The 12,962-nt window shown below is 71.5% G+C and carries 16 protein-coding genes; 9 read left to right on the top strand and 7 right to left on the bottom strand.

Features of this window, described 5'->3' with window-relative positions:
• Window positions 1–5: 5 nt before the first annotated feature.
• Together cbiB and ABID77_RS04980 are read left to right on the top strand one after the other, a co-directional pair.
• The gene (gene cbiB, locus ABID77_RS04985; protein ID WP_429591727.1) at window positions 6–1,019 is read left to right on the top strand and encodes an adenosylcobinamide-phosphate synthase CbiB; all 1,014 of its coding nucleotides are present in this window, start codon (window positions 6–8) and stop codon (window positions 1,017–1,019) included.
• Window positions 1,016–2,089: an aminotransferase class I/II-fold pyridoxal phosphate-dependent enzyme gene (locus tag ABID77_RS04980; RefSeq protein WP_429591724.1), complete on the top strand. Its 1,074-nt coding sequence runs from the start codon at window positions 1,016–1,018 to the stop codon at window positions 2,087–2,089. Before cbiB ends, ABID77_RS04980 begins: the two co-directional genes overlap by 4 nt.
• Here the strand turns inward: ABID77_RS04980 and ABID77_RS04975 are convergent.
• Together ABID77_RS04975 and ABID77_RS04970 are read right to left on the bottom strand one after the other, a co-directional pair.
• Window positions 2,028–2,204: a hypothetical protein gene (locus ABID77_RS04975; RefSeq protein ID WP_429591721.1), complete on the bottom strand. Its 177-nt coding sequence runs from the start codon at window positions 2,202–2,204 to the stop codon at window positions 2,028–2,030. The genes ABID77_RS04980 and ABID77_RS04975 overlap by 62 nt on opposite strands.
• Before the next feature lie 96 nt (window positions 2,205–2,300).
• Window positions 2,301–2,537 carry a hypothetical protein gene (locus ABID77_RS04970; RefSeq protein WP_429591718.1) on the bottom strand — a complete coding sequence of 79 codons (237 nt, stop codon included), beginning with the start codon at window positions 2,535–2,537 and terminating at the stop codon, window positions 2,301–2,303.
• 134 nt (window positions 2,538–2,671) lie between these two features.
• On the opposite strand from ABID77_RS04970, the gene ABID77_RS04965 reads away from it, so the two are divergent.
• From ABID77_RS04965 to ABID77_RS04950, 4 genes are read left to right on the top strand one after another with little or no spacing between them, the layout of a single operon-like run.
• Window positions 2,672–4,159, top strand: a complete 1,488-nt coding sequence (locus ABID77_RS04965; RefSeq protein ID WP_429591716.1) for a cobyric acid synthase — start codon at window positions 2,672–2,674, stop codon at window positions 4,157–4,159.
• Window positions 4,160–4,177: 18 nt separating this feature from the next.
• Window positions 4,178–5,311: a nicotinate-nucleotide--dimethylbenzimidazole phosphoribosyltransferase gene (cobT, locus tag ABID77_RS04960; protein ID WP_429591713.1), complete on the top strand. Its 1,134-nt coding sequence runs from the start codon at window positions 4,178–4,180 to the stop codon at window positions 5,309–5,311.
• 13 nt (window positions 5,312–5,324) lie between these two features.
• Window positions 5,325–6,122, top strand: coding sequence for an adenosylcobinamide-GDP ribazoletransferase (gene cobS, locus ABID77_RS04955; protein ID WP_429591710.1), 798 nt, complete (start codon window positions 5,325–5,327; stop codon window positions 6,120–6,122).
• Between the two features lie 11 nt (window positions 6,123–6,133).
• Window positions 6,134–6,775: a histidine phosphatase family protein gene (locus tag ABID77_RS04950; RefSeq protein WP_429591707.1), complete on the top strand. Its 642-nt coding sequence runs from the start codon at window positions 6,134–6,136 to the stop codon at window positions 6,773–6,775.
• 48 nt (window positions 6,776–6,823) lie between these two features.
• Here ABID77_RS04950 and ABID77_RS04945 read toward each other — a convergent pair whose 3' ends face one another.
• From ABID77_RS04945 to ABID77_RS04930, 4 genes are read right to left on the bottom strand one after another with little or no spacing between them, the layout of a single operon-like run.
• Window positions 6,824–7,162, bottom strand: coding sequence for a hypothetical protein (locus ABID77_RS04945; RefSeq protein WP_429591704.1), 339 nt, complete (start codon window positions 7,160–7,162; stop codon window positions 6,824–6,826).
• The gene (locus ABID77_RS04940) at window positions 7,159–7,659 is read right to left on the bottom strand and encodes a hypothetical protein (RefSeq protein WP_429591702.1); all 501 of its coding nucleotides are present in this window, start codon (window positions 7,657–7,659) and stop codon (window positions 7,159–7,161) included. Before ABID77_RS04940 ends, ABID77_RS04945 begins: the two co-directional genes overlap by 4 nt.
• Window positions 7,656–8,300, bottom strand: a complete 645-nt coding sequence (gene nth / locus ABID77_RS04935) for an endonuclease III (protein WP_429591700.1) — start codon at window positions 8,298–8,300, stop codon at window positions 7,656–7,658. The genes ABID77_RS04940 and nth overlap by 4 nt, the downstream gene beginning before the upstream one ends.
• On the bottom strand, window positions 8,297–9,781 hold the full coding sequence (locus ABID77_RS04930; protein ID WP_429591698.1) for a HipA domain-containing protein: 1,485 nt from the start codon (window positions 9,779–9,781) through the stop codon (window positions 8,297–8,299). Before ABID77_RS04930 ends, nth begins: the two co-directional genes overlap by 4 nt.
• Before the next feature lie 180 nt (window positions 9,782–9,961).
• Between ABID77_RS04930 and ABID77_RS04925 the strand changes: the two genes are divergently transcribed.
• Window positions 9,962–11,149 (top strand): PLP-dependent aminotransferase family protein, encoded by a 1,188-nt coding sequence (locus tag ABID77_RS04925; RefSeq protein ID WP_429591695.1) that lies wholly within the window; start codon window positions 9,962–9,964, stop codon window positions 11,147–11,149.
• A 1-nt stretch (window position 11,150) separates the two neighbouring features.
• Here the strand turns inward: ABID77_RS04925 and ABID77_RS04920 are convergent, their stop codons facing one another.
• Window positions 11,151–11,378 (bottom strand): hypothetical protein, encoded by a 228-nt coding sequence (locus tag ABID77_RS04920; protein WP_429591692.1) that lies wholly within the window; start codon window positions 11,376–11,378, stop codon window positions 11,151–11,153.
• 173 nt (window positions 11,379–11,551) lie between these two features.
• Between ABID77_RS04920 and ABID77_RS04915 the strand changes: the two genes are divergently transcribed.
• On the top strand, window positions 11,552–11,887 hold the full coding sequence (locus tag ABID77_RS04915) for a DUF6172 family protein (RefSeq protein WP_429591689.1): 336 nt from the start codon (window positions 11,552–11,554) through the stop codon (window positions 11,885–11,887).
• The gene (locus ABID77_RS04910) at window positions 11,884–12,960 is read left to right on the top strand and encodes an AI-2E family transporter (RefSeq protein WP_429591686.1); all 1,077 of its coding nucleotides are present in this window, start codon (window positions 11,884–11,886) and stop codon (window positions 12,958–12,960) included. The genes ABID77_RS04915 and ABID77_RS04910 overlap by 4 nt, the downstream gene beginning before the upstream one ends.
• Window positions 12,961–12,962 lie beyond the last annotated feature (2 nt).

Below are 12,962 nucleotides of genomic sequence, written 5' to 3'. Positions count from 1 at the left end.
CGCCGATGACCGCATGGCAGACGGCGCTGGCGATCGGCATCGCGCTGGGCGTTGACCGGGTCTTCGGCGAGCCGCCGGCGCGCTGGCACCCGGTGGTGGGGATGGGGCGCTACCTGGGCGCGACGGGGCGGCGGATCGCGCCGTGGGCGTCGGAGGGGTCGCCGGCGCGCTGGCGGCCGTTCGGGCTCGGCGCGGCGGCGTGGTGCCTGGGCGCGGCCGGCGTCGGCGCCGTCGCATTGGGGCTGCAATGGGCCGTGGGGCAGGGGCCGGCGTGGCTGGCGGCGGCGCTGCTGGGCCTGCTGCTCAAGCCGCTGCTGGCTTGGCGGATGCTGCGCGACGAGGTGCTGGCGGTGGAGGCGGCGCTGGGCGAATCGCTCGACGCCGGCCGCGCGCGCCTCTCGCGCCTGGTGAGCCGCGACGTCGCGATGCTCGACGCGACCGGGGTGCGCGAGAGCGCCATCGAATCGCTGGCGGAGAACCTCAACGACTCGGTGGTGGCGCCGCTGTTCTGGTTCGCCGTCGCGGGGCTGCCCGGCGCGGCGGTCTATCGCTTCGCCAACACGGCCGACGCCATGTGGGGCTACCTCGGAGAACGCAACGGCCGCGACTGGACCTGGGCCGGCAAGTGGGCCGCGCGGGCCGACGACGTGCTGTCGTGGCTGCCCGCGCGCGCGACGGCGCTGCTGCTGCACGGCCATTTCGCCGGTCGTCGTGGCGACGCGGGTTCGGTCTCGGCGTCGGTCGGAGGAGCTGCGCCCCGCGCCACCCTGGCGGCCCTGCGCCGCGAGGCCGGCCGCACGCCGTCGCCCAACAGCGGCTGGCCGATGGCGGCGATGGCGCTCGGCCTGGGCGTGCGGCTGGGCAAGCCGGGTGTCTACGCGCTCCACGCGTCGGCACCGGCGCCGCTCGCGGGCGACGTGGCGCGGGCGGCGCGGGCGGGCGCGCGCGCGGTGCGGCTGCTGGTCGTCGGCGCCGCGCTGATGGCGCTCGTGCCGACGCTCGCGGCGAGGTTCGCATGACCGACGACGCGGCGTTCCTGCACGGCGGCCCGGACGACGGCGCGCCGGTGCGCCACGACTTCTCCACCAACGCCAACGCCTGCGGGCCGTGCCCCGAGGTCCTGGCCGCCGTGCGGCGGGCCGACGCGGCGCGCTATCCCGATCCGCGCTATACCGCCTTGCGCGAGCGGCTGGCCGGCTTCCACGGCGTGGAGGCAGAGCGCATCGTGATCGCCGCCAGCGCCAGTGAATTCATCTTCCGCATCACGGCGGCCGTCGCGCGTCGCGGTGGTCGCGGCGTGGCGCTGCCGACGCACGGCTACGGCGACTACGCGCGCGCGGCCCAGGTCTGGGGGCTCGCCGCCATCGGAGCGTCCGACGGTCGCGACGCCGCCGGTCCCGCCGGCGACCCGCCGGCCCTGGTCTGGCATTGCGACCCGTCGAGTCCGCTCGGCCAAGCGGTGCCGGGGCTGGGCGGACGCATCGACGCCCTCGCGCCGTCGACGACCGGCGTGCTCGACCTGGCCTACGAGCCGCTCCGGCTGGACGGCGGCCTCGGTCTGACACGCACGCAGGCGGACCGCGTCTGGCGCCTCTGGACGCCGAACAAGGCCCTGGGACTGACGGGGGTGCGGGCGGCCTATGCGATCGCGCCGTCGGACGGATCGGAACTCGCGGACGACCTGCAGCGCATGGCCCCTTCGTGGGCCGCGGGGTCGCACGGCGTGGCGATGCTCGACGGCTGGTGCGCCGCCGCCGTGCAGGACTGGCTGGCATCGAGCCGGGACGTGCTGCGTGGATGGAGGAAACGCCAGCGAGCGCTTTGCGACGACCTGGGTTGGCGGATGCGGGCCACCGCCACGAACTTCCTGTGCGTCGATCCCGGCGTGGACGACCTGGCGGGCTGGGTCGCGGCCTTGCGCGTCGAGGGGATCAAGGTGCGGGACGCGGCGTCCTTCGGCCTGCCCGGCCATTGCCGCGTCGCGGTGCTGCCTCCGGTCGCGCAGGAGGCCCTGCGCGACGCGGTGCTCAGGCCTTCTTTTCCTCGCCGGGCTTCTCTTCCAGCTTGTCGTTCGAGACCTCTTTCATGAGCTTCTCTCCCTCGACATCGCGGCCGTCGTTCGGCACCGCCTCTTCCTGGGTGATCTCGGGTTCCTCGTGGGTCTTGCCGGCGGGGTGGGAGGTGGAATCGTTGGCCTGGGTCACGGTGTGCTCCTTGTTGAAAGAGGCTTCACCATGAAGCGCGAGCCCGGGCTTGCGATGCGGGGAATCGCCCCTGCGGTCGTCAGCCGATCTCCACAGTCAGGCGCAGCGCTCGATGTCGGTGGCCGCCGTGGCGGTCTCCACCGTCCGGCGCAGCTCGGCCATGCCCAGCACCATCGCATCCCAGTAGGTGGACTGCGGAGTCGCGGCCGTCCGCAGGACCCGGTAGTGGAAGACGTCCGAGCCCTGCATCTCGCAGGCCTCCAGCAGGACCCAGCGGAATTCGCCCGCCGCCCGTTCTTCGACCTTCAAGGCCAGTTCTCGTCTCGATGCCATCGTGTGTCTTTGTCGGAAGGAATCCGCCCAACGGCTTTGCATGACGATGTGATGACAGGGTGTCCGGGTGTTTCATCTGCTTGCCAGTCTTTCGCTTTCCGTCTCAGTACAAACCCCGAAAGGAGCTTCCGTCGATGAATCCTTCGTCTACAGGGCGGCCGCCCGCCGCGCGCTGCGTCATGGTCCTGGGCACCACCAGCGGCGCCGGCAAGAGCTGGCTGGCGACGGCCCTGTGCCGCTGGTACGCACGCCAGGGGCTGCGGGTGGCGCCGTTCAAGGCGCAGAACATGAGCAACAACGCGCGCGTCGTCGCCGGCGGCGAGATCGGCAGCGCGCAGTACTTCCAGGCCCTGGCCGCGCGCGCCGAGCCGGAGGTGCGCATGAACCCGCTGCTGCTCAAGCCCGAGCGCGACACCCACAGCCAGGTCGTGCTGATGGGCCGGGTGAGCCCGGAACTCACCGCGCTGCCGTGGCGCGGTCGCAGCGAGCGTGTCTGGCCGCAGATAGCCGCCGCGCTCGACGGACTGCGCGCGGAGAACGACATCGTCGTCGTCGAGGGCGCGGGCTCGCCGGCCGAGATCAACCTGATGGCCAGCGACATCGTCAACCTGCGCGTCGCGCGCCATGCCGACGCGCGCTGCATGCTGGTGAGCGACATCGACCGCGGCGGCGCCTTCGCGCACCTCTACGGCACCTGGGCGCTGCTGCCCGAGGCCGACCGCGCACTGCTGCGCGGCTTCGTGCTCAACCGCTTCCGGGGCGACGCGTCGCTGCTCGCGCCCGCGCCCGAGCGCCTGCGGGAACTGACCGGCGTGCCCACCGTGGCGACGTTGCCGATGTGGTGGCAGCACGGCCTGCCGGAGGAGGACGGCGTGTTCGACGCCCGCGCCACGTCGGCCGGCGAGGTGCGCCTGACCGTCGCCGTGATCGCGACGCCGCGCATCAGCAACCTCGACGAGTTCCAGCCGCTGAAGAACCTCGACGGCGTGCGGCTGCGCTGGGTGCGCGGTCCGGCTGAGCTGGCCGACCTGGCGCCCGCCGACTGGATCGTGCTGCCCGGCTCCAAGCACACCAGCGGCGACCTCGCCTGGCTGCGCGCGCAGGGCCTGGACCGCGCCGTGACGGCGCACGCCGCGCGGGGCGGGGCGGTGCTGGGCGTCTGCGGCGGCCTGCAGATGCTGGGGGAGGCATTGATCGACCCGCACGGCATCGACGGCAACGCGCCCGGCCTGGGCCTGCTGCCGCTGGTCACGGTGTTCGAGCCCGAGAAGACGGTGCGGCAGCGCGAGGCCGCCTTCGGCGCGATCGACGGCGGGCCGTGGCGCGCGCTGTCGGGGCTGGACGTGCGCGGCTACGAGATCCATCACGGCGCCACCGCCGAGCATCCCGCCATGGCCGCCGCCGGCGAGCGCGCGCACGCAGTGCTGCCCGACGGACTGGGCTGGCGCAACGCGGCGGGCAACGTGCTCGGCGTCTACCTCCACGGCCTGTTCGAGGACCCCGGCGTGCTGCGCGCGCTGTTCGGCGCCGCCGCGCCGACGCTGGACTCGGTCTTCGACGGCCTGGCCGATTTCATCGACGCGCACTTCCAGCCGGGCGTGCTGCGGTCCCTCATCGACTGACTTCCTTCGACACCTTCCATGAACTCCTTTCCTTCTTCTGCTAACGGCCTCGCGGACACGTCCGGAACAGCCGTCCCCAAGGCCGGATGCGCCAGCGCCATCGACAACGCCGAGACCCGCGCCATCGTCGACATCGCCGATCCCGCGCTCGCGCGCCGCCTGCAGGCCGCGCTCGACGACAAGACCAAGCCGTTGGGCGCGCTCGGCCGCATCGAGGGCCTGGCGCTGCGCATCGGCGGCATCCTGGGCACCGAGACGCCCGTGCTGGACCGGCCGCAGATGCTGGTCTGCGCCGCCGACCACGGCCTGGCCGCGCGGGGCGTGTCGGCCTATCCGAGCGAGGTGACGCGGCAGATGGTCGAGAACTTCCTCGGCGGCGGGGCGGCCGTCAGCGTGCTCGCGCGCCAGCACGGGCTGGCGCTCACGGTGGTCGACTGCGGCGTGCGCGGCGAGATCACGCCGCGTCCGGGCCTGGTGACGCGCAAGGTCGCGCACGGCACCGCCGACGCCTCGGCCGGCCCGGCGATGAACGCGGCGCAGTGCGCGCAGGCCATCGCCGACGGACGCGGCGTGGTGCGCGCCTTGCCCGGCAACGCGTTGCTGCTCGGCGAGATGGGCATCGGCAACACCTCGGCGGCGTCGATGCTGCTGGCGCGCCTGGCCGGGCACGACATCGAGGCCTGCACCGGCGCCGGTACCGGCCTCGACGCGGCCGGGCGCGTGCGCAAGGCCCGGGTGCTGGGCGAGGTGCTGGCCCTGCATGCCGATGCCGTGGCGCCGCTCGACGCGCTGGCGGCCTTCGGCGGCTTCGAGATCGCGACGCTGGTGGGTGCCGTGCTGCAGGCGGCCGCGGAGCGGCGCGTGATCGTGCTCGACGGCTTCATCGCCAGCGCGGCGGTGCTGGTGGCGCAGGCGCTGGCGCCGCACGTCGCGCAGCGCTGCGTGGCGGCGCACGTCTCGGCCGAGCCGGGGCACGCGCTGCTGCTGGCGCGGCTGGGCCTGGAGCCCTTGCTGGCGCTCGACCTGCGCCTGGGCGAGGGCTCGGGCGCGGCGCTGGCGTGGCCGCTGCTCGAATCGGCCTGCCGCATCCTGCGCGAGATGGCGAGCTTCGAGGCCGCCGGCGTCTCGCGCGGCGACGCCGTCGCCGCCTGACGCGGGCCGTTCCATGCCGTCGAAGACCGTCGCGTCCGGCGTGCGCCACTTCCTGCTGGCGATCCAGTTCTTCACGCGCATCCCCGTGACCGGCCGGCTCGCGCGGTGGGTCGGCTACAGCCCGGCGATGCTGCGCGCGAGCGCGGCGCACTTCCCGGCGGTGGGGTGGGTGGTCGGGGCGATCGGCGCGCTGGCGTTCGCGCTCGCGTCGGCGCCCTGGCCGCCGGCCGTGGCGGCGGTGTTGGCCACGGTCGCCACGGTGCTCGCGACCGGCGCCTTCCACGAGGACGGCCTGGCCGACGTCGCCGACGGCCTGGGCGGCACGCAGGACCGGGCGCGGGCGCTGGAGATCATGCGCGACTCGCGCATCGGCGCGTTCGGCGCCCTCGCAGTGGTGCTGGCGCTGGGGCTGAAGCTCGCGCTGCTGGCGACGCTGGGCGCGGTGGGCACCGCATCGGCCTGTGCGGCGCTGGCCGGGGCGCACGTGCTCTCGCGCCTGATGCCGCTCGCGCCGATGCGCTGGCTGCCGCACGTGAGCGGCGAGGCCGCCAAGTCCAAGCCGCTGGCCGACGCGGTGGGCGGTCGCGCGCTGGGCGTCGCGCTGCTGTGGTCGGCACCGGCCGCGCTGGGGCTGGCCTTCGTGTTCGGCGTGCCGGCGGCGCTCGGCGCGCTGGCGGCGGCGGGGCTGCTCACCTTCGCACTGGCGCGCTGGTTCCGGCGCCGTCTCGGCGGCTTCACGGGCGACTGCCTGGGCGCGACGCAGCAGGTCGCCGAGATCGCGATCTACCTCGCGCTGGCGGCGCGGTGGTGAGGCCGTCGCCGATGCCGACGCCTGTTCCTGTGTCATCGGAGAGGCCTGACGCGCCGAGGCTCTGGCTGCTGCGCCACGCGGCGGTGGAGGGCGCGCCGGGCCTGTGCTACGGCGCGAGCGACCTGGCGGCCCAGCCGGCGGCGACGCGCGCGGCGGCGGACGCTTTCGCGCGGCGATGGCCGACCGCGATGGAATCGTACGGAACGGCCGCCTCCCGGGCCGCAGACGACATCCGGCTCTGGTGTTCACCCCTGCGGCGCTGCACGGCGCTGGCGTCGGCGGTCGTCGAACGAATGCCGCGACTCGGCCCGGTCCGCATCGACCCGCGGCTGGCCGAGATGGATTTCGGCGCCTGGGAGGGCCGGCCGTGGGACGCCATCGGCCGCGACGCCTTCGACGCCTGGACGGCCGACTTCGCCGATGCGCGCGCGGGCGAACACGGCGAGAGCACGCGGATGTTCATGGCCCGCGTCGGCGCGGCCTGGGACGCGTGGCGTGCATCGGGGCGCGATGCCGTGTGGGTCACGCACGCGGGAGTGATGCGGGCGGTGATGCTGCTGCAGCGGGACATCCGCTGTCCCGTAGAAGCATCCGAATGGCCGCAGCGATCGATTTCGTTCGGGGCGTGGATCTGCGTCAAGGCTTCCATTTGACAAGCAATCTGTATTTTTGCTTGTCCGTCAAGCACGGACTCGGGAAATTCAGTTGCTCTTGGGAAGCATGGCCCAACCGCCGCCCTTTTTAGGGCAAAAGACAGGAGCTAATGCAAAGACCGGATCCTTGGCGTCACGCCATATCCACTCTTCCTCTTCCAGAAAATAACACTCGTCTCCGACTTCCAGCTGGAAAATCTTGATCATTTTCTCGATCGACTCGTAGACGGCAAGATCCGAAGCATTGGATGCTCCCGATTTTCTTATCTCCATCTTTTTCCAATGAAAAGAGCCCTGGAAGCGAGGTGAATTTTTCGACATCGTATGAAAGAGAAGAATGATGGCTACAACGCAAAAAATCGCGATTACCGTTTTTCTAAACGTCATGGTGATTTTGAGTAGTGGTTCCTTTTCGTCATCCTCTTGGATCGAGAAACGACGATCAGAATTTCTTTGGGAGACACCAGGTCGGTCGATTTGGGGTCCATTTTGAAACGAGGGTCGTGAGAAAGTATCCCGATGCTTTCCAGTACATCTGCAATGTTCGTCGAACAGCTGTTATTGACGATGCTGTAGGGAGCATCGATTTCGACTCGGCGTTGGAGTTCGTTTTCGATCTTGGTTTTTTCTGTTTGAGAAACGCGAAGGACCAATCCTTCGAAATCCCGGATTTTCAGATTGGACTGACGGTAGCTCGCGCCATCGAGAATGCGGGCATATTTGCTGTGTGCTCTGCTATAAATAACGCCGTCGATGGCCACATGGCCAAATTGAGAACCCATCGCGGGCCAGTTCGGCGAGGTCTGTTTTGCTGATCTTCCTAAAAAATTCTTGATACGCAAGTCAAACGCATGTCTCTCGCTTTCCCTTTGTGCAGTCTTCAAGCACCGGGCGCCGGCGTCTTCGGCCTGAAGTCGCAATACGCCGCCACCGCGCACTCCCAGCACTTCGGCTTGCGCGCCACGCAGACGTAGCGTCCGTGGAGGATCAGCCAGTGGTGCGCGTGCAGGCGGTAGGCCGGCGGCACGCGCTTCTCCAGCTTGAGTTCGACCTCCAGGGGCGTCTTGCCGGGCGCCAGGCCGGTGCGGTTGCCGACGCGGAAGATGTGCGTGTCGACCGCCATCGTCGGTTCGCCGAAGGCGACGTTGAGCACCACGTTGGCGGTCTTGCGGCCCACGCCCGGCAAGGCTTCCAGCTCGGCGCGCGTGCGCGGCACCTCGCCGCCGTGCCGGTCGACCAGCATCCGGCAGGTCGCCATCAGGTGCTTCGCCTTGCTGCGGTAGAGGCCGATGGTCCTGATGTGGTCCTCCAGTTTCTCCAGCCCGAGGTCGAGGATGGCCTGCGGCGTGTTCGCCACCGGGTAGAGCCGGCGCGTCGCCTTGTTGACGCTGACGTCGGTGGCCTGCGCCGACAACAGCACGGCGGCCAGCAGCTCGAAGGGCGAGTCGTAGAGCAGCTCGGTCTCGGGCGTCGGGTTGGCCGCCTGCAGCGCGGCGAAGAAGGCTTCGATGGATTCTTTTTTCATGGCGTGGCTTGGGAGGGGTGCGATGTCGAGGTCGATGTCGATCGGCCGGCGTCGTGCAGCCGCGGCGCCAGGGTCCTGATGCCGCCCAGGACGGCATCGGCCAGCGGCGCCGGGAAGTCCGGCGGCAGTTCGGCCTCGACCCGGCGCAGCACGTCGGGCAGCCGGTCGGCGACCTCGTCGCGCAGCGCGCGGGCATCAACGAGGCCGGCCAGCCGGGCGACGTCGTCCCAGTGCCGGGCGCCGATGTCGCTCAGGCCCCAGTGCGCGCTCTTCTCGCGCAAGGCCAGCGCGAGCCGGGTCTTCTTCTGCAGCTCGATCGCGCGGAGCCCGCCGCCGCCGACGACCGGCCAGGCCGACTGCACGTCGTAGAAGGGCGCAAGGCGGTGGCCGCCGCCGGGCGCCAGGAGGATCGAGTGGTTCTTGGCATGGCCGCCGGTCGCGGCCAGCAGCCAGAAGACCATCTGCGCCTTCACCAGCGCGGCCTTGTCGGCGGCAGCGTTGGTGCCGGCGTCGAGCACGCGCAGGAGGTCGCGCAGGCCGGGGCCGCCGTCGGCCTCGTAGCGCCGCGCGCCCGGCACGCCGAGCGCCTGGCACAGGTCCTCCTGCGGCCGGCGGACGATGCGGTCGCCGTCGGCATCGGCGCCGGCCTGGAAGGCGCGGTCGAAGCGCTCGACCACCAGCGCTTCATGACGGCCGAAGCGGGCGATGTCGCACGCCGCCACGTCCAGGCCGAAGGCGGCCATCACGCGCGAACACAGCCATTCGTTCGATACCGCATCGCCCGGGTCGCCCTGCGGCGGGCCAGTGCGCCCGAGCGGCAGCTTGAGCAGGTGCGTGGTCGGTGTGGCGCCGCGCGGACGGAACCACCGGCCGTCGCGCCGCAGCAGGGCGATCTTCTCCTGCGCGCCGGGCAGGGCGACGGGGACGAAGCCGTCCCCGTCGTCGTCGCGCCGGCGCCGGCCGCCCGCCAGCGCGGCGTCGATGGCGCGCTCGACACCGGCCTCGTCGAGCGGGGTGGCGTCGATGCGGTCGAAATCCTCGGGCGACGCGCCCGGCGGCAGCAGCTGCACCGCGCCGACGCAGTCGCGGCCGAGCGCGCCCAGCAGGTCGAAGGCATCGGCGGCGCCGAGGTCGAGCCGTCCGCTCAGGCGGGGACGGATCGCGTCGCCGTCGGGCAGCAGGTTGTCGAACCAGTCGCCCACGACCGCGCCGCGCAGGGCAGCGTGGTCGGGCGGGAAGGGCAGCGACAGGGAGAGCGGGCACGCGTCCGGGTCGGCGACCCACGCCTCGTCGTAGCGGAAGCGGTGCTCGCCTTCGCGAACCGACCATTCGCCGACGACCCGGCCGTGCATCCACGCCACCAGCGGCGCCGGGTGGCGCGGGCCGCGACCGCGTTTCTTGACGGCCGCCATCACGACGGGATGCCGGCGATGGCGATCGATGCGCCGGCGACGCGCCGTGGCGCGGTCCGATCCCGGCATGGCGCGGATGGCGTGGCGCCCGAGGTTCGGCGGGTCTCGCGGCGGGTGTCGGGAAGGGCGTGCGTGGAGGCGGGCATGGGTGGTCGTTCGGCGGTCGTGGGGTTGGCGGATGGAGCCCGGTGGGGTCCGGCCGGCTTCGCTCGACAATAACGCCCCCAGAAAGGTCCAAGGTCCATCGCCATGCAATTCGCCTCCCGCCTCGACAACGTCGAAACCTCCGCCATCCGCGAACTCTTCAAGCTGCTGGGCACGCCCGGCATCATCAGCTTCGCGGGCGGCTTCCCGGACAGCGCCATGTTCGACGTCGAGGGACTGAAGGCGGCCAGCGCGCGCGCGCTCGACGAGGAGCCCGGCGGCGCGCTGCAGTACGGCGCCACCGAGGGTTACGAATCCCTGCGCGCGCAGCTCTCGGCCTTCATGGGGACCAAGGGCGTGGCGGTCGACCCGAGCGGCCTGATCGTCACCACCGGCAGCCAGCAGGCGCTCGACCTGCTGGGCAAGACCCTGATCTCGCCCGGCGACAAGGTGATCGTCGAGGGGCCGACCTTCCTCGCCACCATCCAGTGCTTCCGGCTCTACGGCGCGCAGCTCATCAGCGCGCCGGTCGACGCCCACGGCGTCGACACCGAGGCACTGGAGGCGCTCATCGCCGAGCACCGGCCCAAGTTCGTCTACCTGATCCCGACCTTCGGCAACCCCAGCGGCGCGCTGCTGCCGCTGGAGCGTCGCCGCAAGGTGCTGGAACTGGCCGTCGAGTACCGGACGCCGATCGTCGAGGACGACCCGTACGGCGACCTGTACTTCGGCGAGGCCCCGCCGCCGTCGATCCTGGCCCTGTCGCCGGAGGTGCCCGGCAGCCGCGAGCTGATCGTCCATTGCGGCAGCCTGAGCAAGGTGCTCAGCCCGGGCCTGCGCATCGGCTGGATGATCGCGCCGCCGGAACTGCTGGCCAAGGCGACGATGTGCAAGCAGTTCAGCGACGCCCACACCAGCACTTTCGCCCAGGCCACCGCCGCGCAGTACCTGAGGAGCGGCCGGATGCCCGCGACGCTCGCCAACGTGCGCCGCGTCTACGGCGAGCGCGCCCGGGCGATGGGCGCGGCCCTGCAGCGCGAGCTGGGCGACGCCATCGAATTCACGCAGCCGCAGGGCGGCCTGTTCTTCTGGGCCCGCCTGACGGGTGCGAACGGCAGGCTCGCCGACGCCAACGTGCTGGCCAAACGCGCCATCGAGCAGCTGGTGGCCTTCGTCCCCGGCGCACCGTTCTTCGCCGAGCACCCCGACCTCGCGACCCTGCGCCTGAGCTTCGCCACCGCCAACGTCGAAAAGATCGAGGAAGGCATCGCCCGCCTCGCGAAGGCGCTCTGACTCAGGGGGATCGGTGCAGGCGCGGCGACGACAGGGCGGCCAGGCTGTCGTCGATCGCCGAGTCCAGGTCCTTCCACTTGCCCGACAGGCGCGAGAGCGTCATCACGGTCTTGAGCGCCGTCAGGTCCTTGACGCTCGGCGCGACCTTGATCTGCGCGATGGCCGCCGCCCGGTTGCCGCCGTTCACCAGGGCCATCACCTTGCCCGTCCAGTCGTTCGCGCGTGCCATTCGTTCACCTCGTCGTCGTTGAGGGGCGCACTGTAGACGACGCGCCTTTTCCTTGCGGCGCCAACAATTTCACGCTTTCTACAATCACCCATGAACAATCACCCCCACGCTCCTCATCTCGTGCATCGCTGCCCTCCGAAGGGGCCGCTTTTCATCTCGGGAGCGGCCCAGCGATGAAGAAGACATTTCCCCTCCACGTCGAGGGCAAGCACCCCGACCGCCTCCTCGAAGCCACCAAGCACGAGATCCGCAAGTACATCCGGCGCGAGCGCCGGCGCGAACTGCCCAAGGGCGCCGACCGTTGGGAATTCGACTGCCGCTTCGGCGCCAGCGAGGCCACCGCGGTGCCGGTGGAAGAGTCCGCGTTGACGGCCTCGATCGACGCCGTCGTCGCGGCCGCCGGCACGCAGTTCTACGTCGAGATCCTGGCCAAGCCGGGCCAGCGCGGAGCACGCCCGCCGAGGACCGGCGACGCCGGCACCGAGGGCACGCCGACGCCGACCGCATGATCGGCCCGCCGGATCCCACCGGCGGACGCGCCGCGTCGCACGGCCACGGCCGGTTCGCCGTGCGGGTGCTGATCGCCGTGGGCATCGCCGCCCTGGCGCTGGCGGCCTGGGAGCTGTCGTCGGTGCTGATGCTGGTGTTCGGCGCGTTGATCGTGTCGACCCTGCTGCGCGCCGTGGCCGGTGCCCTGGAGCGCTGGGCACGCGTGCCCCCGGCCTGGGCGCCGGCGCTGGCGGTGGTGGCCATCGCGATGCTGCTGGGACTGGCCGGCTGGCTGATCGGCGACCGGCTGGCACGACAGTTCGCCGACCTGCGCGAGACCTTGCCCTCGGCCCTGGCGGCGGCCGAGCGCTGGCTCGACGGCCACGCGCTCGGCGCCCAGGTCTTCGACGCCATCCAGCGCCTGCAAGACGACGGCATGCCGTGGTCGCGCCTCGCCGGCATCGCCGGCAGCACGGTCAGCGCATTGGGCAACACCGTGCTGGTGATCCTGATGGGCATCTACCTGGCGCTCAATCCCGGGCTGTACCGGCGCGGGCTGCTGCGGCTGGTGCCGCTGCGCCAGCGCCAGCCGGTCTCCGAGGCGCTGGCCGCCGCGGGCGAGGGCCTGTCGCGCTGGCTGATGGGGCAGGGCCTGTCGATGCTGTTCGTCGGCCTGGCCACGGGCATCGGCCTGTGGGCGCTGGGCCTGCCGATGGCCCTGACGCTGGGCGTCATCGCCGCGCTGCTGGACTTCGTGCCGCTGCTCGGCCCGATCGCCGCCGGCGTGCTGGCCGTGCTGTTCGCCTTCCTGCACGGGCCGGAGCAGGCGCTCTACGTCGCCATCCTGTGCTTCGCCATCCAGCAGGTCGAGAGCTACGTGCTGATGCCGGTGCTCCAGCGCTGGGCGGTGTCGCTGCCGCCGATGCTGGGGCTGGTGGCGGTGGTGGTCTTCGGCCTGCTGTTCGGTGTCGCCGGCATCGTCTTCGCCACGCCGCTCATCGTGGTGCTGATGGTGCTGGTGCGGAAGCTCTACGTCGAAGGCGTGATCGAGCGGGACATCGACGGGGACAGCGGCGACGGCCCGATCGGCTGAAC

It is taken from the genome of Variovorax sp. PvP013 (assembly GCF_050435945.1).
Classification (GTDB): domain Bacteria; phylum Pseudomonadota; class Gammaproteobacteria; order Burkholderiales; family Burkholderiaceae_C; genus Variovorax.
Note: the sequence above shows the minus strand (reverse complement) of the source record. Positions and strands in the feature narration are given on the sequence as shown.

Coding starts and splice junctions, on each gene's coding strand:
- cbiB (WP_429591727.1), top strand. CDS start 6: ATGACCGCATGGCAGACGGCGCTGGCGATCGGCATCGCGCTGGGCGTT.
- ABID77_RS04980 (WP_429591724.1), top strand. CDS start 1,016: ATGACCGACGACGCGGCGTTCCTGCACGGCGGCCCGGACGACGGCGCG.
- ABID77_RS04970 (WP_429591718.1), bottom strand. CDS start 2,537: ATGGCATCGAGACGAGAACTGGCCTTGAAGGTCGAAGAACGGGCGGCG.
- ABID77_RS04965 (WP_429591716.1), top strand. CDS start 2,672: ATGAATCCTTCGTCTACAGGGCGGCCGCCCGCCGCGCGCTGCGTCATG.
- cobT (WP_429591713.1), top strand. CDS start 4,178: ATGAACTCCTTTCCTTCTTCTGCTAACGGCCTCGCGGACACGTCCGGA.
- cobS (WP_429591710.1), top strand. CDS start 5,325: ATGCCGTCGAAGACCGTCGCGTCCGGCGTGCGCCACTTCCTGCTGGCG.
- ABID77_RS04950 (WP_429591707.1), top strand. CDS start 6,134: ATGCCGACGCCTGTTCCTGTGTCATCGGAGAGGCCTGACGCGCCGAGG.
- ABID77_RS04945 (WP_429591704.1), bottom strand. CDS start 7,162: ATGACGTTTAGAAAAACGGTAATCGCGATTTTTTGCGTTGTAGCCATC.
- nth (WP_429591700.1), bottom strand. CDS start 8,300: ATGAAAAAAGAATCCATCGAAGCCTTCTTCGCCGCGCTGCAGGCGGCC.
- ABID77_RS04930 (WP_429591698.1), bottom strand. CDS start 9,781: ATGCCGGGATCGGACCGCGCCACGGCGCGTCGCCGGCGCATCGATCGC.
- ABID77_RS04925 (WP_429591695.1), top strand. CDS start 9,962: ATGCAATTCGCCTCCCGCCTCGACAACGTCGAAACCTCCGCCATCCGC.
- ABID77_RS04920 (WP_429591692.1), bottom strand. CDS start 11,378: ATGGCACGCGCGAACGACTGGACGGGCAAGGTGATGGCCCTGGTGAAC.
- ABID77_RS04915 (WP_429591689.1), top strand. CDS start 11,552: ATGAAGAAGACATTTCCCCTCCACGTCGAGGGCAAGCACCCCGACCGC.
- ABID77_RS04910 (WP_429591686.1), top strand. CDS start 11,884: ATGATCGGCCCGCCGGATCCCACCGGCGGACGCGCCGCGTCGCACGGC.